This window comes from Actinoplanes sp. M2I2 (assembly GCF_023544445.1).
GTDB lineage: Bacteria > Actinomycetota > Actinomycetes > Mycobacteriales > Micromonosporaceae > Actinoplanes.
Genome location: NZ_JALPVJ010000027.1, coordinates 25,361 through 45,595, shown reverse-complemented (window position 1 = coordinate 45,595; position 20,235 = coordinate 25,361). Strand labels below are relative to the sequence as shown.

Annotated in this window: 18 protein-coding genes; 5 read left to right on the top strand and 13 right to left on the bottom strand. The window is 70.8% G+C overall.

Annotated features, from left to right (window positions below; translation table 11 throughout):
* Positions 1-15: 15 nt before the first annotated feature.
* Positions 16-3,132, bottom strand: coding sequence for an isoleucine--tRNA ligase (gene ileS, locus HJC40_RS38495; protein WP_250008500.1), 3,117 nt, complete (start codon positions 3,130-3,132; stop codon positions 16-18).
* Between the two features lie 343 nt (positions 3,133-3,475).
* Positions 3,476-4,495 (bottom strand): LacI family DNA-binding transcriptional regulator, encoded by a 1,020-nt coding sequence (locus HJC40_RS38490; RefSeq protein WP_250008499.1) that lies wholly within the window; start codon positions 4,493-4,495, stop codon positions 3,476-3,478.
* Positions 4,496-4,601: 106 nt separating this feature from the next.
* Here HJC40_RS38490 and HJC40_RS38485 point away from each other — a divergent pair, with 106 nt between their 5' ends.
* The 5 genes from HJC40_RS38485 (at position 4,602) to HJC40_RS38465 (ending at position 8,187) form a co-directional block, all read left to right on the top strand.
* Positions 4,602-5,762: a Gfo/Idh/MocA family protein gene (locus tag HJC40_RS38485; RefSeq protein ID WP_250008498.1), complete on the top strand. Its 1,161-nt coding sequence runs from the start codon at positions 4,602-4,604 to the stop codon at positions 5,760-5,762.
* Between the two features lie 10 nt (positions 5,763-5,772).
* A complete protein-coding gene (locus HJC40_RS38480; protein ID WP_250008497.1) occupies positions 5,773-6,774 on the top strand; it encodes a sugar phosphate isomerase/epimerase in 1,002 nt (333 codons plus the stop codon).
* 72 nt (positions 6,775-6,846) lie between these two features.
* A complete protein-coding gene (locus HJC40_RS38475) occupies positions 6,847-7,170 on the top strand; it encodes a metalloregulator ArsR/SmtB family transcription factor (protein WP_250008496.1) in 324 nt (107 codons plus the stop codon).
* Positions 7,167-7,667, top strand: a complete 501-nt coding sequence (locus tag HJC40_RS38470) for an SRPBCC family protein (RefSeq protein WP_250008495.1) — start codon at positions 7,167-7,169, stop codon at positions 7,665-7,667. Before HJC40_RS38475 ends, HJC40_RS38470 begins: the two co-directional genes overlap by 4 nt.
* A 7-nt stretch (positions 7,668-7,674) precedes the next feature.
* Positions 7,675-8,187 (top strand): AAA family ATPase, encoded by a 513-nt coding sequence (locus HJC40_RS38465; RefSeq protein WP_250008494.1) that lies wholly within the window; start codon positions 7,675-7,677, stop codon positions 8,185-8,187.
* 207 nt (positions 8,188-8,394) lie between these two features.
* Here the strand turns inward: HJC40_RS38465 and HJC40_RS38460 are convergent, their stop codons facing one another.
* The 11 genes from HJC40_RS38460 to iolC are packed head-to-tail and all read right to left on the bottom strand — an operon-like array spanning position 8,395 to position 20,170.
* Positions 8,395-9,255, bottom strand: a complete 861-nt coding sequence (locus HJC40_RS38460) for a sugar phosphate isomerase/epimerase (protein ID WP_250008492.1) — start codon at positions 9,253-9,255, stop codon at positions 8,395-8,397.
* Positions 9,252-10,268 carry a Gfo/Idh/MocA family protein gene (locus tag HJC40_RS38455; protein WP_250008589.1) on the bottom strand — a complete coding sequence of 339 codons (1,017 nt, stop codon included), beginning with the start codon at positions 10,266-10,268 and terminating at the stop codon, positions 9,252-9,254. Before HJC40_RS38455 ends, HJC40_RS38460 begins: the two co-directional genes overlap by 4 nt.
* Positions 10,269-10,273: 5 nt before the next feature.
* Complete coding sequence (locus HJC40_RS38450; RefSeq protein ID WP_250008491.1) at positions 10,274-11,089, bottom strand: ATP-binding cassette domain-containing protein; 816 nt, start codon at positions 11,087-11,089, stop codon at positions 10,274-10,276.
* A 3-nt stretch (positions 11,090-11,092) separates the two neighbouring features.
* The gene (locus tag HJC40_RS38445; RefSeq protein WP_250008490.1) at positions 11,093-12,160 is read right to left on the bottom strand and encodes an ABC transporter permease; all 1,068 of its coding nucleotides are present in this window, start codon (positions 12,158-12,160) and stop codon (positions 11,093-11,095) included.
* A 13-nt stretch (positions 12,161-12,173) separates the two neighbouring features.
* Entirely contained in the window at positions 12,174-13,166 is a 993-nt protein-coding gene (locus tag HJC40_RS38440; protein WP_250008489.1) for a sugar ABC transporter substrate-binding protein, read from the bottom strand.
* Positions 13,163-14,110: a TIM barrel protein gene (locus HJC40_RS38435; protein ID WP_250008488.1), complete on the bottom strand. Its 948-nt coding sequence runs from the start codon at positions 14,108-14,110 to the stop codon at positions 13,163-13,165. The genes HJC40_RS38440 and HJC40_RS38435 overlap by 4 nt, the downstream gene beginning before the upstream one ends.
* A 16-nt stretch (positions 14,111-14,126) precedes the next feature.
* Complete coding sequence (locus HJC40_RS38430; protein ID WP_250008486.1) at positions 14,127-15,623, bottom strand: CoA-acylating methylmalonate-semialdehyde dehydrogenase; 1,497 nt, start codon at positions 15,621-15,623, stop codon at positions 14,127-14,129.
* Positions 15,624-15,632: 9 nt separating this feature from the next.
* Entirely contained in the window at positions 15,633-17,486 is a 1,854-nt protein-coding gene (gene iolD, locus HJC40_RS38425) for a 3D-(3,5/4)-trihydroxycyclohexane-1,2-dione acylhydrolase (decyclizing) (RefSeq protein WP_250008485.1), read from the bottom strand.
* Entirely contained in the window at positions 17,483-18,373 is an 891-nt protein-coding gene (iolB, locus tag HJC40_RS38420) for a 5-deoxy-glucuronate isomerase (RefSeq protein WP_250008484.1), read from the bottom strand. The genes iolD and iolB overlap by 4 nt, the downstream gene beginning before the upstream one ends.
* Complete coding sequence (locus tag HJC40_RS38415) at positions 18,370-19,227, bottom strand: aldolase (protein WP_250008483.1); 858 nt, start codon at positions 19,225-19,227, stop codon at positions 18,370-18,372. Before HJC40_RS38415 ends, iolB begins: the two co-directional genes overlap by 4 nt.
* A complete protein-coding gene (iolC, locus tag HJC40_RS38410; RefSeq protein WP_250008482.1) occupies positions 19,220-20,170 on the bottom strand; it encodes a 5-dehydro-2-deoxygluconokinase in 951 nt (316 codons plus the stop codon). The genes HJC40_RS38415 and iolC overlap by 8 nt, the downstream gene beginning before the upstream one ends.
* Positions 20,171-20,235 lie beyond the last annotated feature (65 nt).

The window sequence follows — 20,235 nt, the reverse complement described above, 5'->3', positions numbered from 1 at the left end:
GGCCGGCCCGGTGAGTCACTCCGCCTTGCGCAGCCCGAACGTCAGCCCGATCGACTCGTCGGTGAACTCGCGGGCGTCGGGCCACGTCGCCGCGCCGGACTCGTAGGACGTGGCGAGGACCTCGTCGGCGACCAGACCCGCGTGCTCGGTCATCGCCCGCGCCGTCTCGCCCTCGGCCGACCAGCGCAGCTCGATGCGGTCGGACACCTCGAGGCCGCTGGCCTTGCGGGCCTCCTGGATCTGGCGCACGGCGTCGCGCGCGATGCCGGCCCGGCGCAGCTCCGGGGTCAGCGAGAGGTCGAGGGCCACGGTGGCGCCCGCATCGGACGACACCGCCCAGCCGGCCCGCGGGGTCTCGGTGATGACGACCTCGTCGGGGCCGAGAGCGACCGGCTCCCCGTCGACCTCGAGCGACGCCGTCCCGGACGCGCGCAGCGCCTCCTTGAGCTCGGCGGCGTCGGCGGCGGCGATCGCCTGGGCGACGAGCTGCACCTTCTTGCCGAAGCGCCGGCCCAGCGTCCGGAAGTTGGCCTTGGCCGTCGTGTCGACGAACGAGCCGGCCACCGGGCCGACCTCGCCGACGTTGAGCTCGGCGGCGATCTCGGCGAGCAGATCGGCCGGCAGGTCGTCGAAGCCGGCGGCTGAGGCCAGGGCGCGGGACAGCGGCTGGCGCACCTTCTGGCCCGACTCGGCGCGGGCCGCCCGGCCCAGCTCGACGAGCCGGCGGACCAGCGCCATCTGCTTCGACAGGACCGGGTCGACCAGCGACTCGTCGGGCGTGGGGAACGCGGCCAGATGCACGGACTCGGTCGCGTCCGGGTCGACCGCGGCGACCAGGTCGCCCCAGACGCGCTCGGTGACGAACGGCGTGAGCGGCGCCATCAGCAGGGTCACCGTGCGCAGGGCCTCGTGCAGGGTCGCCAGCGCGGCCGGGTCACCGCGCCAGAAGCGGCGGCGGCTGCGGCGCACGTACCAGTTGGACAGGTCGTCGACGAAGCCGGCGAGCAGGCGGCCCGCCTCCTGGGTGTCGAAGGCCGCGAACGCGGCGTCGACCTTGCCGACCAGGAGGTTGAGCTCGGAGAGGACCCAGCGGTCGAGCAGCGGACGGTCGGCCGGGGCCGGATCGGCGGCGGACGGGGCCCAGCCCGCGGCCCGGCCGTAGAGCGCCTGGAAGGCGACCGTGTTCCAGTAGGTCAGCAGGGTCTTGCGCACGACCTCCTGCAGCGTGGTGGGGCCGACCCGGCGGGCCGACCAGGGCGAGCCGACGCAGGCCATGAACCAGCGGACCGCGTCGGCGCCGTGCGTGTCCATCAGCGGGATCGGCTCGAGGATGTTGCCGAGGTGCTTGGACATCTTGCGCCCGTCCTCGGCGAGGATGTGGCCCAGGCAGACGACGGTCTCGTAGGACGAGCGGTCGAACACCAGCGTGCTGACCGCCATCAACGTGTAGAACCAGCCGCGGGTCTGGTCGATCGCCTCGGAGATGAACTGCGCCGGGAAGCGCTTCTCGAAGAGCTCCTTGTTCTTGTACGGGTAGCCGAACTGGGCGAACGGCATGGAACCCGAGTCGTACCAGGCGTCGATGACCTCCGGGACGCGGGTCGCCGTCCGGGCGCACTGCGGGCAGTCGAAGGTGACCTCGTCGATGTAGGGGCGGTGCGGGTCGAGCCCGGACAGGTCGCGGCCGGCCCGTTCACCCAGCTCGGCGAGCGAGCCGATGCAGGTCAGGTGGCCGTCGTCGCACCGCCAGATGGGCAGCGGGGTGCCCCAGTAGCGGTTGCGCGACAGCGCCCAGTCGACGTTGTTGGTCAGCCAGTCGCCGTAGCGGCCGTGCTTGACGGTCTCGGGCTGCCAGGTCGTCTTCTCGTTCTCGCGCAGCATCCGGTCGCGGACGGCCGTGGTCCGCACGTACCACGAGGGCTGGGCGTAGTAGATCAGCGCGGTGTGGCAGCGCCAGCAGTGCGGGTACTGGTGCTCGTACGGGTCGAGACGGAACAACAGGCCGGTGCGCCGCAGCTCCTCGACGAGCGGCTCGTTCGCCGTACGGAAGAAAAGACCGCCGACCAGCGGGAGCTCCGGCTCGAACGTGCCGTCGCGCAACACCGGGTTGACCATGGGCAGCCCGTAGGCCCGGCAGCTGGCCAGGTCGTCCGCGCCGAACGCGGGTGACTGGTGCACCAGGCCGGTGCCGCTTTCGGTGGTGACGTAGCCGGCCAGGATGACGATGTGCGCGTCCGGCACCTCGACCAGGTCGAACGGGGGGCGGTAGGTCCACCGCTCGAGCTGCTTGCCGGTGAACGAGTCGCCGGTCGCGTGCCACTCGTCCCCCAGCGCCTGGCCCATCAGCGGCTCGGCCACGACGAGCCGTTCCTTTCCGTCGGTGGCCACGACGTATGTGACGTCGGGGTTGACCGCGACGGCGGTGTTGGAGACCAGGGTCCACGGCGTGGTCGTCCAGACCAGCAGCGAGGCCTCACCGGCGAGCGGGCCGGAGGTGAGCGGGAAGCGGACGTAGACCGCCGGGTCGACGTCGGTCTCGTAGCCCTGGGCCAGCTCGTGGTCGGAGAGGGTGGTCTGGTCGCGCGGGCACCACGGCGCGACCCGGAAGTCCTCGACGAGCAGACCCTTGTCGAAGATCTGCTTGAGCGACCACCAGACCGACTGGATGTAGTCGGGGTCCATCGTGCGGTAGGCGTCGTCCATGTCGACCCAGTAGCCCATGCGCTCGGTCAGTTCGGCGAACGCGTCGGTGTGCCGGGTGACGGACGCGCGGCAGCGGTCGTTGAAGGCCGCCACCCCGTACGCCTCGATGTCGGGCTTGCCGCTGAAGCCGAGCTCCTTCTCGACGGCGAGCTCGACCGGCAGGCCGTGGCAGTCCCAGCCGGCCTTGCGGGCGACGTGGAAGCCCTTCATCGTGCGGTAGCGCGGAAAGACGTCCTTGAAGACGCGGGCCTCGATGTGGTGGGCGCCGGGCATGCCGTTGGCGGTGGGCGGGCCCTCGTAGAACACCCACTCGGGGCGGCCCGCGGACTGCTCGAGGGTGCGCGCGAAGATGTGCTTCTCCTGCCAGAAACGCAGGACGTCGTGGTCGAGCGCGGGCAGGTCGACCTGCGCGGGCACCTGGCTGTACAAGGAGTTCCTCCGTCGGACGTGTCGTACGTGTACGTCATCAACAGAGGGACGAGGTCACGAAGGCCCCGCGGTACCACCCTCTTTGACCGCGGCGTCATCGGCCACGGTCCACTCGAAGTGGTTGCAGTCGGTTCTACTCAGCCGCTCGCGCGACCTTTCCTCCGACGGCTCCGGGGTGATCTTCCGATCGCGCACGCCCCCGGGCTTCCACCGTCCCCGGGTCGCTCCAGGCTGCGTGCGACCGTACTCGTCCCCATCAGCGCCTCGCGCCGATGATGCTACCGGCCCCCGGCCGGAGCCGGCCATCAGGATTCGACTCTCACCCTGGACCCCCTCTCGTCGGTCACGGCGGACTCTGCTCCAGGGGTACGACATCTTCCGGCGGGGCGGTGCTGCCTCGCACGATCAATCGCGGGACGAGCACGATCTCGCTCGCCATCGTGCGACCGCCGTCGAGGCGGGAGACGGCGGCCAGCACGGCCTCGCGCGCCTGCGCCGGAGCGTCCTGATTGACCGAGGTCAGGTCGATGTGGGCCAGGTGAGCCAGCGTGCTGTCGTCGTAGCCGACCACCGACACCCGGCCCGGGACGTCGATGCCGGCCCGGACGAACGCGTCCATCAGGCCCACCGCGAGGCGATCGTTGGAGGTGACCACGGCGGTGGGCAGCTCGCCCTCGGCGGCGAGCCGGCGCCCTGTCCGTATGCCGCCCTCCTCGGTGTGGTCGCCGGGCAGCACGTGCGCGGGCAGGCCGGCCCGGCGCATCGCCCGCCGATAGCCCTGGCGCCGGGCGGCGGCCACCGCGCCCCGGCCACCGTCGACGAAGGCGATCCGGGAGTGTCCGAGACCGATCAGATGGTCGAGCGCGGCGTCGACACCGACGTCGTCGGCCGGGCGCACCACGTCGACGTCGGCGCCGCGCACCATCCGGCCGACCACCACGCACGGAACCTGCCCGGCGAGCTTGCCCAGCTCGTCGGCCGACGCGTCCGGGCCGAGCAGGAGCAGCGCCTCGCAGCGGAAGTCGAGCAGGGTCTCGATGGCCCGGGGCTCGTCGCGGTCGCGGGTCAGCGTCGACAGCACCACCTCGTAGCCCGCCCGGTCGGCCTGGACGTGGATCTCCTCGGCCAGCTCGGCGTGGAACGGGTTGCGCACGTCGAGCAGCAGGCCGAGCAGGTGCCGCCGGCGCCGGGCGAGCAGGCTGGCCGTGCGGTCGGCCCGATAGCCCAGCTCGGCGGCGGCCGCGAGCACGCGCTCACGGGTCTCGGCGCTGGGGCCGGGAGCGCCGCGCAGCACGAGCGAGACCGACGCCGGTGAGACGCCGACCCGGGCGGCCACGTCGGACAGTCGCGGTCGCTGATCCACCGAATCACTCCTCGTGCACGCCTTGACACCCAGCGAGATCAACATCGATAGTACAGGGGTCTTAAAGCGCTTTAAAGAGCGCATCCCTCACCTGAGGCAGGTCGCTATGACAGTTGGAGTCGCCGTGATCGGCGCCGGCATGGTCGGCCGTGCGCATGCCAACGCCTACCGTCAGGCCGCCACCGTCTTCGGCCTGGATCAGCCCGCCCCGCGCCTGGTCGCCATCGCCGACCTCCATGAGCCGTTCGCCGCCGACGCCGCGGCGCGCTACGGCTACGCCCGGGCCGAGAGCGACTGGCGTGCGGTCATCGAGGCGCCCGACGTCGACGCCGTGAGCGTCGCCGTGGCCAACAGCCTGCACCGCGAGGTCGTCGAGGCCGCGCTGGCCGCCGGCAAGCACGTCCTCTGCGAGAAACCCCTGGCACCGAGCGTCACCGACGGCGAGGCGATGGCCGCCGCGGCCGCCGCGGCTCCCGGCCAGGTCGGCGCGGTCGGCTTCACCTTCCGCCGCTCCCCCGCGCTCAACGCCATGAAGGAGCAGGTCGAGGGCGCTCTCGGCCCCGTGCGCCAGTTCGTCGGCAACTACTGGTGCGACTACGGCTTCGATCCCCGGCGCCCGATGAGCTGGCGCTATCAGGGTGGGCCCGGCTCGGGAGTGCTGGCCGACATCGGCAGCCACCTGACCGATCTGGCGGAGTTCTTCTGCGGCCCGACCAGCGGGGTCCGCGGCACGACGATGGCCACGCTGGTGCGCGAACGACCCCGGGCGCTGGGCGTCGCCGTGGGTCACGCCGGCGGTGTCCAGGTGAGCGACGAGCTCGTCCCGGTCGAGAACGAGGACGTGTGCACCTTCACGACCAGCTACGCGAGTGGAGCCGTCGGCACCTTCTCCCTGTCCCGGGTCGCTTTCGGCCACGCCAACACACTGCGCGTCGACCTGTTCTGCGAGCGGGGCACCGCCTCGTTCGACATGACCCGCCCGGCCGAGTTCAGCATCATCGACGACGGCCCCGAGGTGTCCGTCAACGGCGCCCGCACCGTGTTCATCGGACCGTGGCATCCCTATGTGGCCCGCGGTCTGCCGATGGACTTCCCCACGGTCGGTCACGGCCAGAACGACTTCTTCGTCTACCAGGCCCGCGCGTTCCTCGATCAGATCGCCGGCGCCAAAGGTCTGCCGCCCTGCCCCGACCTGGCCCACGGCCTGCACAACCTGCGCGTCCTGGAAGCCGTCGTGTCGGCCACCGACCAACCGTCCCACCTCTGAGAGGACTGCCATGCGCCTCGGTGCCTACACGGCCTGCCTGCACGACCGCTCCCTCGACGAAACTCTCAAGATCCTCGGCGAGCTCGGTCTGACCAGCGCCGAGATCAACACGGGCGGCTTCATCGCCGCGCCGCACATTCCCATCGACGACCTGCTCGTCAGCGCCGGCGCCCGTGAGGACTACCTGGGCCGCTACGCCCAGGCCGGCATCACCCTCACCGGCCTGAACTGCAACGGCAACCCGCTCAACCCCGACCCCCGCGTCGGCCCCCGGCACGCCGACGATCTGCGGCGCAGCATCGAGCTGGCCGCCCTGCTCGGCGTGAAACGGGTGGTCACCATGTCGGGCCTGCCCGGCAGCGACGCGCGCGCCGCCGTGGCCAACTGGGTGGTGAACCCCTGGGACAGCCAGTTCCTCGACGTCCTGGACTACCAGTGGCAGGAGGTGGCCGTCCCGTTCTGGCGCGACATCCAGGCCCGGGCCGCCGACGCCGACGTCAAGGTGTGCATCGAGATGCACCCGCAGAACCTGGTCTTCAACCCGCCCACGCTGCTGCGTCTGATCGAGCAGACCGACGCCACCCACGTCGGCGCCGAGATGGACCCGAGCCACCTGTTCTGGCAAGGCATCGACCCGGTGGCCGCGATCAGGCATCTGGGCGACCGGGTTTTCCACGCCGCGGCCAAGGACACCCGCATCAACGAGGAGAACAACCGCCTCTTCGGTGTGCTCGACGACCGCTTCACCCGCACCCCGGCCGACCGCAACCCGCTCAGCCTCGGCGGCGACAACACGCTCAATCAGTGGCCCGAGAAGCCCGCCTGGCAGTTCGTGGCCGTCGGCCGCGGCCACGGCGACGACTTCTGGGTGCCGTTCCTGCAGGCGCTGCACGAGATCGACCCCGACATGGCCGTCAACATCGAACACGAGGACACCGAACTCGACCAGATCGAGGGCCTGCGCCTGGCCGCCGAGAACTTGATCGCCGCCGGTCGCAAGGCCGGCATCTGACCGCCTGCGCACTCCTCGAGCCGTGGTGTCCGGGGTTGACGGGGTGGCTCGGTAAGTCGTAGCTTACGGTTCGTGGTCACTTACCGAGAGCCCGACGGGTGGGAGATTCTGGGCGATCCGAGCCGGCGCGCCATCGTGGAATGCCTGGCTGTGCGGCCTCGTGCGGTCGGCGAGCTGGCCGACGAGCTGCCGATCAGCCGGCCGGCGGTGTCGCAGCACCTGCGCGTGCTCAAGGACGCCGGGCTCGTCGACGACGAGGCGGCGGGCACGCGACGGGTCTACCGGCTCAATCCCGCCGGGGTGTCCGCGCTTCGCGACCAGCTCGACATGTTCTGGAAGCGGACCCTGCAGGGCTTTCAAGAGATCGTCGGACAAGAGGACGAGGAGGAGTCGTGACTGAGGCAGCAACCGAGGCGGTTCAGCGGCAGGTTGTCGTGCGGGCGCCGCTGGAGCGGGCGTTCGAGGTGTTCACGCGGCAGTTCGGGGACATCAAGCCCCGCGACCACAACCTGATGAGCTCACCGATCGCCGAGACGGTGCTCGAGCCGCGGGTGGGCGGGCGCATCTACGACCGCGCTGAGGACGGCACCGAGTGTGCCTGGGCGCGCATCCTGGCCTACGAGCCGCCGAACCGCATCGTCTTCAGCTGGGACATCGGCGTGCAGTGGGAGCTCGAGAAGGACCTCGCGAACACCAGCGAGGTCGAGGTCCGGTTCATCGCCGAGGCTCCCGGCGTCACGCGGGTCGAGCTCGAACACCGCCTCCTCGATCGCCACGGTCCCGGGTGGGAGTCGCTCATCGACGAACTCGGCAACGACCAGGGCTGGCCGCTCTACCTCAACCGCTTCGCGGAGCTCCTGCCGGACGGGGAGGAGGGCGGGCGGTTGGCATGATCGTGGTGTGGCCGAGCGCGTCATTCTGATCAACGGGCTGCCGGGTTCGGGGAAGTCGACGCTCGCGAGCGCGTTGGCCGACGCCACCGGGGTGCCGCTGATGTCGAAGGACGCGCTCAAGGAGGCGCTGGCGGTGGTCGCCCCGCGGGTTCCGGCCGCTGCTCTCGGGCGTGCGGCGTCGGAGACCCTGTGGACGCTGGCCGCCGCCGTCGATGGCGCCGTGCTGCTGGAGTCCTGGTGGTTCCGGCCGCGGGATCTTGAATACGCCCGGGCCGGTCTGCTGCGCGCGGGCGCGCGCGAGGTGGTCGAGGTGTGGTGTGACGTGCCGGCTGAGGTTGCTCGGGAACGCTACGTCCGCCGGAATCGGCCCGCCTTCTACGAGGATCAGCGGCACCTGACGGAGTCGTGGCCCACGTGGGCGGCCCGGGCCGAGCCACTGGCGCTGGGCGCCGTCGTGCGGGTGACCACCGACGGGCCGGTCGACGTCGGCGCTCTCGGTCGCCGGCTCGCCCTCACCTGACCGCCGCGCCGCCGGACAACCCGAGCGGGTCGGGCCACAGCGAGCGAGGCTCAGCACAACCCGCGCGGATCGGGCCACAGCGAGCGGGGGCTCAGCACAATCCGCGCGGGTCGGCCACAGCGGGTGCGGCGCGGCCGAGAGTCCCGCAGCACCTCCGACCACGGCGGCCAGGTCCGAGTGGGCCTGGCCGCGGTGGATCGGAGGGCGTCAGGTGGCGATCTTCTCGGTGTATCGGGTGATCTCGGACAGGTTGAAGCGGGCGCTGTCCTCGGCCCGTTCCTCCCAGGCGAAGACGCAGACGGTGGCGATGCCGTCGAACCCGACGTCGGCCAGGGTCGTGAAGAACAGGTCCCAGTCGACTTCGCCCTGACCGATGTCGAGGTGCTGGTGGATGCGGGCGGCCGAGCCGGGCGGGTTGACGATGTAGCGCAGGCCCGACGAGGCGCGGAAGTCGAACGAGTCGGCCAGGTGCAGCTGGGTGAGCAGCGGGCCGGCGTAGCGGATGATCTCGGCCAGGTTGCCGCCCTGGTGGAACGTGTGCGGGCAGCAGTAGAGGAACGAGACCAGGTCGCTGTTGATGCCGCGGATCAGGTTGACCGCCTCGATGCCGTCCTCGATGAAGTCGTCGGGGTGTGGTTCGAGGACCAGGCGGACGCCTTCCCGCTCGAAGACGGGCAGCAACTCTTCCATCGAGCGCCAGAACTGGGCCTCGCTTTCGGCCGCGTGCTCCGGGCGGCCGTTGAATTCCGAGTTCATGACGTCCACACCGAGGTCGACGGTGATCTCGATGGCCCGCTTCCAGTAGCGGACGGCCGCCTGCCGCTCGTCCTCGTCCGGGCCCGACCACCGGTAGAGCGGCAGCACCGACGCCACGGTGACTTCCGCCTCGGTCAGGGCCTTGCGGAACGCCGCCACCCCGGCCTTGTCGACCCGCGGATGGAGGAAGAAGGGCAGGAAGTCGTCGCGCGGCGAGAGTTCGATGTGGTGGTAGCCCAGGCCGGCCACCGTCCGGGGCAACTCGAGCAACGGGACCCGGCGCAGCATGTAGGGGTCGAGGGCGATCTTCATGCGGCGACCTCCGCGGCGTACAGCTTGGGGCGCTCGGTCAGCACCACCGGGATGCGTTCGCCTGTTCGTAACGCCGCGACGCCCGCGTCGGACACCGCGGCGGCCGCGTAGCCGTCCCAGGCCGAGGGGCCGGCGGGCTGCCCGGTGGCGCGCAGCGCGTCGATCCACTCCTGGAACTCGACGTCGTACGCCTGCAGGAAGCGCTCCCGCCAGTCGGCCGGCACCAGATCGGAGGACAGCCCGGCCCGCCGCACGTGCACGGGACTCTGCGAGCCCAGCGACGCCGTCCCCTCCTCCCCCACGATCTCTCCCCGGATGTCGTAGCCGTACCGGATGTTGACCGAGGTCTCGACGTCGACCAGCACCCCGGAGGACAGCTCGAACAGCAGCATCAACGGGTCCTGCAGCTGACCGCCGAGGCTGCTGCGGCGCGGCGTCAGGACGCGCACCGCCGTGATCTCGTCGTCGAACATCCAGCGGACCATGTCGATCTCGTGCACCGCGGTGTCCGTGATCGCCATTTCCTTCTCGTAGAAGCCGGGCACGCTCGCGTTGCGGTGGGCGCAGTGCATCATCAGCGGCGCCCCGATCTGGCCCGTGCCGAGCACCGCCTTGAGAGCCCGGTACGACGCGTCGTAGCGCCGCATGTAGCCGACCTGCACGAGCCGGCCGCCGTGGGCCGCCTCCGCCTCGATGATGCGCAGGCACGCCTCCTGCGTGGTGGCCAGCGGCTTCTCGCAGAAGACCGGCTTGCCCGCGGCAATCGCGGCCAGCACGTACTGCTCGTGGGTCGGCCCCCACGAGCAGACCACGACCGCGTCGACCGAGGGGTCCTCGATGAGCGCCTCGCCCGACTCGAAGGCGGGGGCGCCGACCCGCGCGCCGGCCGAGGCGGCCACGGCCATGTCCACGTCGGACACCGCCGTGACCCGCACCCCGGCCAGCACCGAGGTCATGCGCCGGATGTGGTCCTGCCCGATCATCCCGGTGCCGATGACGCCGACCTGAAGCATCCGCGTCACCGCTTCAGCTCGTGGGACAGCTCGGTGAGCTCGTCGCCACCGGCCATCTGCCGGGTCAGCTCGTCCAGGCTGACCTGCGCACGGGTCTTGTCCAGCGTGGTCGCGCCCAGCTTGAGGATCACGAAGTGGTCGCCGACCAGGTAGGCGTGGTGCGGGTTGTGGGTGATGAAGACGACGCCCAGCCCGGCGTCGCGGGCCGCCGCGACGTACTTGAGCACCACCCCGGACTGCTTGACGCCGAGGGCCGCGGTCGGCTCGTCCAGGATGAGCACGCGCGCGCCGAAATAGACGGCCCGGGCGATCGCCACGCACTGGCGCTGACCACCGGAGAGCGTACCGATGGGCTGGTTGATGTCCTTGACGACGATGCCCATCTTGCGCAGTTCGGCGTCGGCGATCTCCTTCATCTTCTTGACCTTGAGACCGGCCAGCGGGTACTTGCCGGCGGTCAGCTCGGAGCCGAGGAAGAAGTTGCGCCACACCTCCATCAGCGACACCACGGCCAGGTCCTGGTAGACGGTGGCGATGCCGTGGGACAGGGCCTCGCGCGGGGACGAGAACGACACCTCCTTGCCGTCGACGCGCAGGCTGCCGTCGTTGTGCGGGTGCAGGCCCGACATGATCTTGATGAGGGTGGACTTGCCGGCGCCGTTGTCGCCGAGCACGCAGGTCACCTCGCCCGCGTTGACCCGCAGGTTGATGCCGCGCAGGGCCCGGATGGCGCCGTAGGACTTGCCGACGTCGTCCATCTCGATGAGCGGCTCGCCGCGGTTGAGCTCGTGGTCGGCGTGCGAGGCCAGGGTGTCGGTCATCGCCTATCCCACCTTCCGTGCGGTGGACATCTTCTTCACGTACAGGTTGACCAGCACGGCGAGCAGGAGCATCACGCCGAGGAAGGCCTTGAACCAGTTCGGGTCCCAGCCCGCGTAGATGATGCCGAGGCTGGTCATGCCGAAGATGAACGCGCCGATCGCGACGCCGATCGCGTTGCCGAAGCCGCCGGTGAGCAGCGTGCCGCCCACCACCGCGGCGATGATGTAGAGGAACTCGTTGCCGACGCCACCGCCGGCCTGCAGCGTGTTGAACCGGAAGAGCTGGTGCATGCCGACGAACCAGCCCAGGAACGACACGACCATGAAGAGCCCGATCTTCGTACGGACCACGGGCACCCCGACCGCGCGGGCGCTGTCCGGGTTGCCGCCGACCGCGAAGATCCAGTTGCCGATCCGGGTGCGCTGCAGAGTCCAGGCGGCGACCGCGACGAACAGGATCCACCACAGCACCGACGTCCAGACCGTGACCGGCCCGATCTTGAAGCTGGACGAGAAGACCGCGCCGAGCGAGTCGAACCCGGCGATCCGGCTGATGTCGGGCGAGGAGACGGTCTCGGTGACGAGCTTGGTGACGCCGAGGTTCGCGCCCTGCAGGACGAAGAAGGTGCCCAGCGTGATGAGGAAGCTGGGGATGCCGGTCCGCATCACCAGATAGCCGTTGAGGAAGCCGATCAGCAGGCAGAACGCCAGCGACAGCAGCGCGCCGACCCACAGGTTGACGCCGAAATACCAGCAGAACATCGAGGCCGCCAGGCCGGCGGTGTAGACGATGACCCCGGCCGACAGGTCGAACTCGCCGCCGATCATCAGCAGGCCGACCCCGACCGCGACGATGCCGATCACGGAGGACTGGTAGAGGACGGTGAAGAACGACTCGGCCGAGCGGAACGACGGCGCGAGCGCCAGGAAGAAGATGAAGATGATGATCGCCGCGACGAGGGCGCCGATCTCGGGACGGCCCAGCAGGCGGCTGGGCAGGCCCGGGCGCACCTGACCGGACGGCTGGGGCGACGGCGCCGGGGTGGGCGCGGCCTCGATCGTCTGACTCATGACGTCGCCCCCGCTACCGCGTGTTGTTCTTGGTGAACGGAATGATCTTTTCGATGTTCGACGTGTCCACGAAGGACGGGCCGGTGAGCACCGCCTTGCCACCGCCGATGTCGTTGCCGTTCTTCAGGTTCAGGTAGAGCGACGTCACGGCCATGTAGCCCTGGACGTACGGCTGCTGGTCGATCGAGAAGACGATGTTGCCGTCCTTGATCTCCTGCGCGGCCTGCTCGTTGAGGTCGAAGGTGACCAGCTTGGCCTCGCTGCCGGCCTGCTCCTTGGCCTTGATCGCGTCGAGGGCCTGCGGGGCGCCCAGCGTCACGATCGCGTCGATCGACTTGTCCTGCGTCAGCTTGGACTGCAGCGTCGTGGTCACGGCCGCGTCGTCGGCCCCGTTGACCTGGATGTTCTCGGTGCCGGGAACCGCGCTCTTCACGCCGGCGCAGCGGGCCTCGAGGGCCACCGAACCGGTCTGCTGGATCACGCAGAGCGGGTGCTTGGCGCCCTGCTCGGCGAGCCGCTTGCCCGCGGTCGTCCCGGCGAGCGTCTCGTCGGAACCGAAGTACATCAGCGCCCCGAGCTTCTGGTACTGGTCGAGGCCGGAGTTGAAGCCGACCACCGGGATGCCCGCGTCGGTCGCGGCCTTGACCGAGCCGGCCAGCGCGTCCGGGGTGACCAGCGTGGTGGCGATGCCGTTGACCTTGGAGTCGACCGCGTTCTGGATCAGCACGGCCTGCTTGGGCGCCTCGGGGTCGTTGGAGTACTTGAGCGTGACGCCGGTGTCCTTGGCGGCCTGCTGCGCTCCGTTCTTGACCTTGTCCCAGAAGGTGTCGCCGGGGGTCTCATGCGTGATGAAGGCGATCGTGAAACCCGAGCTCCCGGCCGCGTTGCCGCCGCCCGAGTCGGCCTCGTCCGTCTTCTCACGGCCGCCACCGCTGCACGCGGCGGCGCCGAGCAGCACCGCCGCGCCTGCGGCGAGCATCCGGAAGGTTCGTGTCCGAGCGGTCATATCGTCTCTCCTAGGGCTGGACGGGGACTGTCGGCGGCGGCCCGGGAGTGGAGGCCGACGGAGTTCAGATAGGTGCGGGTGCGCTGGGCGATGGGCAGCGGCACGTCGAAGTCGACGGGATACATGTCCTGTTCGACGACGACGAACAGTTCGGCGTCGAGCTCGCTCAGGGCGTCCAGCACGGCCGGCACGTCCGGCTCGCCCGCCGGCGGCTCGACGCTCGCGCCCTGGGCGACGGCCTTGCCGAAGGCCAGGTCCTCCTTGACGGCGCGTTCGGCGATCACGGGGTCCATCTGCTTGATGTGCACATAGCCGATGCGATCAGGGTAGGCCCGGATGATGCCCGGCACGTCGGCCTTGCGGTAGGCCAGATGCCCGGTGTCGAGGCAGAGCGAGACGTAGCGGGGGTCGGTGTCCTGCAGGAAACGCTCGGTCTGCGCCTGCGTCTCCACCTGGTAGTCCGCGTGCGGGTGGAAGCGCATGTGGACCCCGTACTCCTCGAGCAGGACCCGGCCCAGCGTGTTGCTGTTGCGGACCAGGGCCTGCCAGGCGTCGGCGTCGAGCTCGGCGGCCTCGAGGTAGGCGTTGGTCACGTCGTCGCGATAGCCCGGCACGGGGACGAAGACGACGTTCTTGCCGCCGACCGCGGCCGTCAGTTCCGCGACCTTGCGCGTCTCGGCCAGCACCGCGTCGAAGTTCTTGTGCGGACCGCCCGCGCCGGCCACCGTGCCGCCGGCGACGCTGAGGTTCCGCGCGGCCAGCTCGTCGCCGAGTTGCGCGGCGTCGGTGGGCAGATAGCCGTACGGCCCGAGCTCCAGCCAGGAGTAGCCGGACGCGACCATCTCGTCCAGGAAACGGTTCCACGGGGTCTGCCGGGGGTCGTCGGCGAACCAGACGCCCCACGAGTCCGGGCAGCTTCCGAGTTGCAGGTGACGAATGTCCATGTGCGGGCTCCAGAGATCAGCTGGCCGTCGGGAAGTGCAGAGAGGCGTCGTACGCGTGGGAGACGTGCGGCCATCGCGCGGTGACCACCTTGGCGCGGGTGTAGAACGAGACGCCCTCGGGTCCGTGCACGTGCTTGTCGCCGAACAGCGAGTCCTTCCAGCCACCGAAGGAGTAGTAGGCCATCGGGACCGGGATGGGCACGTTGATGCCGATCATGCCGACCTTGACACCGCGCTGGAACCGCCGGGCCGCCTCGCCGCTGCTGGTGAAGATGGCCGTGCCGTTCCCGTACGGGTTGCTGTTGATCAGCTCGATGGCCGCGTCGACCGTGTCGGCCCGGACGACCGAGAGCACCGGCCCGAAGATCTCCTCGCGGTAGACCTCCATCGACGGGTCGACCTGATCGAGCACGGTGGGTCCGACGAAGAAGCCGTCCTCGTAACCCGGCACCCGCAGGCCGCGCCCGTCGACCGTCACCTTGGCGCCCGACGCCTCGCCGCTGTCGATCAGACTTTCGATGCGCTGCTTGGCCGCCGCCGTCACGACCGGTCCCATCTCGCTGCGCGGGTCGCGGCCGCCGCCGACCACGACGTCGCCGGCCTTGCGGTTGACCAGGTCGACCAGCGCGTCGCCGGCCCCGCCGACAGCCACCGCGGCCGAGATGGCCATGCACCGCTCGCCGGCCGAGCCGAACGCCGCCGCGGTCAGGTGATCGGCCGCGTACTCGAGGTCGGCGTCGGGCAGGATGATCGCGTGGTTCTTGGCCCCGCCCAGCGCCTGCACCCGTTTGCCGTGCGCGTTGCCCTGCTCGAAGATGTAGCGCGCGATCGGCGTCGACCCCACGAACGACACCGCGGCCACGTCCGGGTGGCGCAGCAGCGCGTCGACGGCCGTCTTGTCGCCGTGCACGACGTTGAAGACGCCGTCCGGCAGCCCGGCCTCCTGGAACAGCCCGGCGATGTAGTTGGACGCCGACGGGTCCCGCTCGCTCGGCTTGAGCACGAAGGTGTTGCCGCACGCGATCGCCACCGGGTACATCCACATCGGCACCATGGCCGGGAAGTTGAACGGCGTGATGCCGGCGCACACCCCCAGCGGCTCACGGAAGCTGAACATGTCCACGCCGGTCGACGCCTGGTCGCTGTACTCGCCCTTGAGCAGTTGCGGGATGCCGCAGGCGAACTCGATCACCTCGAGGCCGCGCTGCACCTCGCCGGCCGCGTCGGAGAGGACCTTGCCGTGCTCGTCCGAGACGAGCTCGGCGATCTCCTTGACCCGGGCGTTGACCAGCTCGCGGAAGTTGAACATGATCTTGGTGCGCTTGCTCAGCGAGGCCTGGCTCCAGGACTCGAAGGCGATCCGGGCCGCGGTCACCGCCGTGTCGACGTCGGCCTCGGTGGCCAGCACGACCTCGTGCTGCTCGCGGCCGGTGGCCGGGTTGAAGACGGGGCCTCTGCGCTGAGACCGGCCCGGGGTGAACTCCCCGCCGATCCAGTGCTCGATGGTTGCCATGAAAATTCCTTAGAGATAGAGGCGTTGACCGCGCTTGGCGGCCTCGTAGGCGGTGCGGGCCTCGCGGGTGCTCTCCAGCGCGGAGGTCTCCGGCACCGGCACGTCCCACCACGACTCGGGGGACGGCACCGGGGCGAGCGGATCGGTCTCGATGTGCACGACGGTCAGGCGGTCGGCCTCCCGCGCGCGTTTGAGGCCGTCGGCCAGATCGGCGATCGTGCGGCAGCGGATCACGTGGGCGCCGAGGCTCTCCGCGTTCGCCGCCAGGTCGACCGGCAGGTGGCCGCCGTTGTAGTCGCCGTTCGCCCCGCGGTAGCGGTAGCTGGTGCCGAATCGCTGGGATCCCAGCGACTCCGACAGCGCGCCGATCGACGCGAAGCCGTGGTTCTGCACCAGGACGACGATGAGCTTGATGCCCTCGGCCACGGCGGTGACGATCTCCTGCGCCATCATCAGGTAGGAGCCGTCGCCGACCATCGCGAAGACCTCGCGCCCGGGGTCGGCCAGCTTGATGCCGAGCGCGCCGGCGATCTCGAAACCCATGCACGAGAAGCCGTACTCGACGTGGTACTGCTTCGGATCCCCCGCGCGCCACAGCATCTGCAGGTCGCCGGGCAGGCTTCCGGCCGCCTGCACGACGACGTCGCGTGCTCCGCACGCTTCGTTCACCGCCCCGATCACCTCGGTCTGGGCGGGCAGGGGTCCGTGTCCCAGGTGGTACGCGTGGTCGACCGTGGCCTGCCACCGGCCGACCTCGGCCTCGTAGCCGGTCTCGTAGCGCTGCCCGTCCAGCGCCGCCAGCAGCGCCGTCAGGCCGGCCCGGGCGTCGGCCACGATCGGGAACGCCGACTCCTTGACGGCGTCGAACGCGGCCACGTTGATGTTCACGAACTTCACGTCCGGGTTCTGGAACGCCGTCCGGGAGGCAGTGGTGAAGTCGCTGTAGCGGGTGCCGACGCCGATGATCACGTCGGCCTCGCGAGCCAGCCGGTTGGCCACCGGGGTGCCGGTCGAGCCGACGCCGCCCACCGCGTTCGGGTGGTCCCAGCTCAGCGCGCCCTTGCCGGCCTGGGTGTCGGCCACCGGGATGCCGGTCTCGCGGGCGAACCGGTCGAGCTCCCCGGACGCCTCGCCGTAGACGGCGCCGCCGCCCGCGATGAGCAAGGGGCGCCGCGCGGCCTTGAGCACCCGGGCGGCCCGCTCCACGAAGGCCGGTTCGGCCGGCGGGCGCGCCACGTGCCAGACCCGCTTGGCGAACAACGCGTCGGGGAACTCGTACGCCTCGGCCTGCAGATCCTGGGGAAGGCAGATGGTGACCGCGCCGGTCTCGACCGGGTCGGTCAGCACCCGCATCGCGCCGAGCAGGGCCGACGGCAGCTGCTCGGGACGCCACACCCGGTCGAAGAAGCGCGACAGCGGGCGGAACGCGTCGTTGACCGACACGTCGTAGCCGCCCGGGTCCTCCAGCTCCTGCAGCACCGGCGACGCGGCCCGGGTGGCGAAGATGTCGGACGGCAGCAGCAGCACGGGCAGCCGGTTCACCGTCGCCAGCGCGGCGCCGGTGAGCATGTTCGTCGAGCCGGGGCCGATCGACGCGGTGCAGGCGTACGTCGACAGCCGGTTGCTCATCCGCGCGAACCCGGCCGCGGTGTGCACCATGGCCTGTTCGTTGCGGGCCAGCCGGTACGGCAGATCGGCCTCGCCGGTGCGCTGGGCCTGCAGCAGGGCCTGGCCGAGGCCGGCGACGTTGCCGTGCCCGAAGATGCCCAGGCAGCCCGCGACCGCCCGGCGCTCGACGCCGTCCCGTTCGGTCCACTGGCTGGCCAGGAACCGCACCACGGCCTGACCGACGGTGAGTCTCACGATCGCGTCCTCTCGTTGCGGGTCGTCAGCGGCAGGCGCGGGTCGACGGGCACGCCGTCCCAGGAGGCGCGCACCCACCCGTGCGCCGGGTCGTCGCGGACGAGCCACTCGCGCTCGCCCGGGCCGGCCATCACGTTGAGGTAGTAGAGGTCGTAGCCGGGCGCGGCCATCGACGGGCCGTGCCAGCCGTACGGGATGAGCACGACGTCGCCGGTGCGGACCTCGGCGCACACCTCGATCGGCCGGTCGGGGTGCCCGTACACCCGCTGGTAGGCGCTGCCCGCGGTGCCCGCCGGCGAAGCCTCGACCTCGTAGTAGTAGATCTCCTCGAGGGAGGACTCCCCCTCGGCCTGCTCGTCGTGCTTGTGCGGCGGGTAGGACGACCAGTTGCCGCCCGGGGTCAGCACCTCACAGGCGATCAGCCGGTCGGCCTCGAAGCGCTCCGGCGTGCAGAAGTTGTTGACCTGCCGGCTGGCCTGCCCGGCGCCGCGCAACTCGACCGCCACATCGTCGGCCGAGCCGTAGCGGAACGGCAGCCGCCGGCTCGCGCGGGCCGCCGGCAGCGCGAAGCGCCCGCCGTTGGGCGCCCGCACGGTGACCGTGGAATCGCGGGGCACATAGGCGAAGTCGGTCACCCGGGTGAAGACCGAGCGCCGGCCGGTCAGCGTCAGGCGCTCGTCGTCGCAGGTGACGTCGCAGCCACCGGACAGCGGCAGCACCAGCATCTCGTCGTCGCCGGTCGCGAACGTGACCCGGGCGCCCACCGGCAGGTCGAGCACGCGCAGCCCGCTGTAGTTCCAGCCGGCGTTCTCGGGCGTCACCACCACGTCGAACGGCTTCTCGGCGGTGCTGCCGCAGGGCATGATCGGGTTGACTCGGGTGCTCACAGCAGGCTCACCGCCCGGTCCACCGCGTCGGCCACCGAGCCGCTCGCCGGATAGAGCAGCGAGCGGCCGATGACCAGTCCCTGCACGGTGGGCAGGTCAAGGGCCTTGCGCCATTCGCCGTACGCGGCCTCGCCCTCGCCGCCGAGGATGAGCGCGGGCAGAGTGGTCGCGGCCATGACCTTCTCCATGTCGTGGACGACCGGCACCTTGAGCCAGGTGTACGCGGAGGTCGTGCCCAGCCCGGCCGCGACCGTCATCGCGCGGATCATCGCCTCGGTGGTCAGCTCGTTGCGGACCCGGCCGTCGACCCGGTGCGAGATGAACGGCTCGACCATCGCCATCCGGCGGCGCGCGGCCAGCTCGCTCACGGCGACGCCGCAGGACTGCAGGGTCGCCACCGTGGCCGCGTCGTCGGGGTCGATCCGCAGCAGCATCTTGCCGCCCTCGAAGCCGGCCGTCGTTATGCTCTCCGCGTCGTACGCGGTGAACCGGTCGTCCATCTCGAACGACGTGCCGGCCAGACCGCCGCGGTTCATCGAGCCGATCACGACCTTGTCGTCGAGCGCGCCCAGCAGCAGCAGGTCTTCCAGGATGTCGGGCGTGCCGAGCACGCCGTTGACGCCGGGGCGGCCCAGGGCCGTCCGGATGCGGTCGAGCAGGTCGGCCCGGTTGCCCATCGCGAGGGGGTCGTCGCCGGCCCGCAGGGCGCCGCGGGCCGGGTGATCGGCCGCGATGATCATCAGTTTGCCGTGCGGGCCGAAGAGGCTCGCCGGCCGGCGCCGCGCGGTGGCGGCCGCCGCGATCGCCGCCGGGCGACGGGTGCGGATGTCGAGGAGGTCGTCGAGATCAGGCATGCTGGGCCTCTCCGAGCAGGGCGCGGACTTCGCTTTCGCTGGGCATGGCGTCGGCGCAGGACAGTCGCGAGGCGACGATGGCTCCGGCGGCGTTGGCGAAGCGCATCGTCGTCTCGAGCTCCCAGCCGGCCAGCAGCCCGTGGCAGAGCGCCCCGCCGAAGGCGTCCCCGGCTCCCAGCCCGTTGACCACCTCGACCGGGACCGGCGGCACCTCGACCTGGATGCCGCCGCGGGAGGCGAGCACGCCGGCCGGGCCCTGCTTGACCACGGCCAGGTCGATGCCGGCGTCGTGCAGGGCGGCGGCCGCCTCGGCCGGTTTGCGCTGGTTGACGGCGGTGTCCGCCTCGTCGAGGTTGCCCACCGCCACCGTCGCGTACGGAAGCGCCTCGGCATACCACCGGCGGGCCTCCTCACGGGACGACCAGAACATCGGCCGGTAGTCGAGGTCGAAGACGGTGATCCCCGACTTGCCGCGGTGCTTCAGCGCGTCGAGAGTGGCCGTACGGGACGGCTCCTGGGACAGCCCCGTGCCGGTGACCCAGAAGATGTCGGCGTCACGGATCGCGTCGTGGTCCAGCTCGGACGGGTAGATCTCGAGATCCGGCGCCTTGGGGAACCGGTAGAAGTACAGCGGGAAGTCGTCGGGCGGAAATATCTCGCAGAACGTCACCGGCGTCGGCAGGCCCGCGACCGGCGTGACGAACCGGTCGTCGACCCCGAAGCCGCGCAGCGCGTCGTGCAGGAACGCGCCGAACGGGTCGTCCCCGGTGCGCGTGATCACCGCCGACCGCCGGCCGTAGCGGGCCGCGGCGACGGCCACATTGGTCGCGCTGCCGCCGAGGAACTTGGCAAAGGTGCGGACCTCCCGCAGCGACACCCCGACCTGTTGCGGATACAGGTCGACGCCTATGCGTCCCATTGTCAGTACTTCGTCGGCGGGCATGCCTCAGCCTCCGGCCTTCGGTGCCAGGTGGGGGGATGGGGGCGCGCGGCGGCGCACCGGATGCC

Coding starts and splice junctions, on each gene's coding strand:
- HJC40_RS38485 (WP_250008498.1), top strand. CDS start 4,602: ATGACAGTTGGAGTCGCCGTGATCGGCGCCGGCATGGTCGGCCGTGCG.
- HJC40_RS38480 (WP_250008497.1), top strand. CDS start 5,773: ATGCGCCTCGGTGCCTACACGGCCTGCCTGCACGACCGCTCCCTCGAC.
- HJC40_RS38460 (WP_250008492.1), bottom strand. CDS start 9,255: ATGAAGATCGCCCTCGACCCCTACATGCTGCGCCGGGTCCCGTTGCTC.
- HJC40_RS38455 (WP_250008589.1), bottom strand. CDS start 10,268: ATGCTTCAGGTCGGCGTCATCGGCACCGGGATGATCGGGCAGGACCAC.
- HJC40_RS38450 (WP_250008491.1), bottom strand. CDS start 11,089: ATGACCGACACCCTGGCCTCGCACGCCGACCACGAGCTCAACCGCGGC.
- HJC40_RS38445 (WP_250008490.1), bottom strand. CDS start 12,160: ATGAGTCAGACGATCGAGGCCGCGCCCACCCCGGCGCCGTCGCCCCAG.
- HJC40_RS38440 (WP_250008489.1), bottom strand. CDS start 13,166: ATGACCGCTCGGACACGAACCTTCCGGATGCTCGCCGCAGGCGCGGCG.
- HJC40_RS38435 (WP_250008488.1), bottom strand. CDS start 14,110: ATGGACATTCGTCACCTGCAACTCGGAAGCTGCCCGGACTCGTGGGGC.
- HJC40_RS38430 (WP_250008486.1), bottom strand. CDS start 15,623: ATGGCAACCATCGAGCACTGGATCGGCGGGGAGTTCACCCCGGGCCGG.
- HJC40_RS38415 (WP_250008483.1), bottom strand. CDS start 19,227: ATGCCTGATCTCGACGACCTCCTCGACATCCGCACCCGTCGCCCGGCG.
- iolC (WP_250008482.1), bottom strand. CDS start 20,170: ATGCCCGCCGACGAAGTACTGACAATGGGACGCATAGGCGTCGACCTG.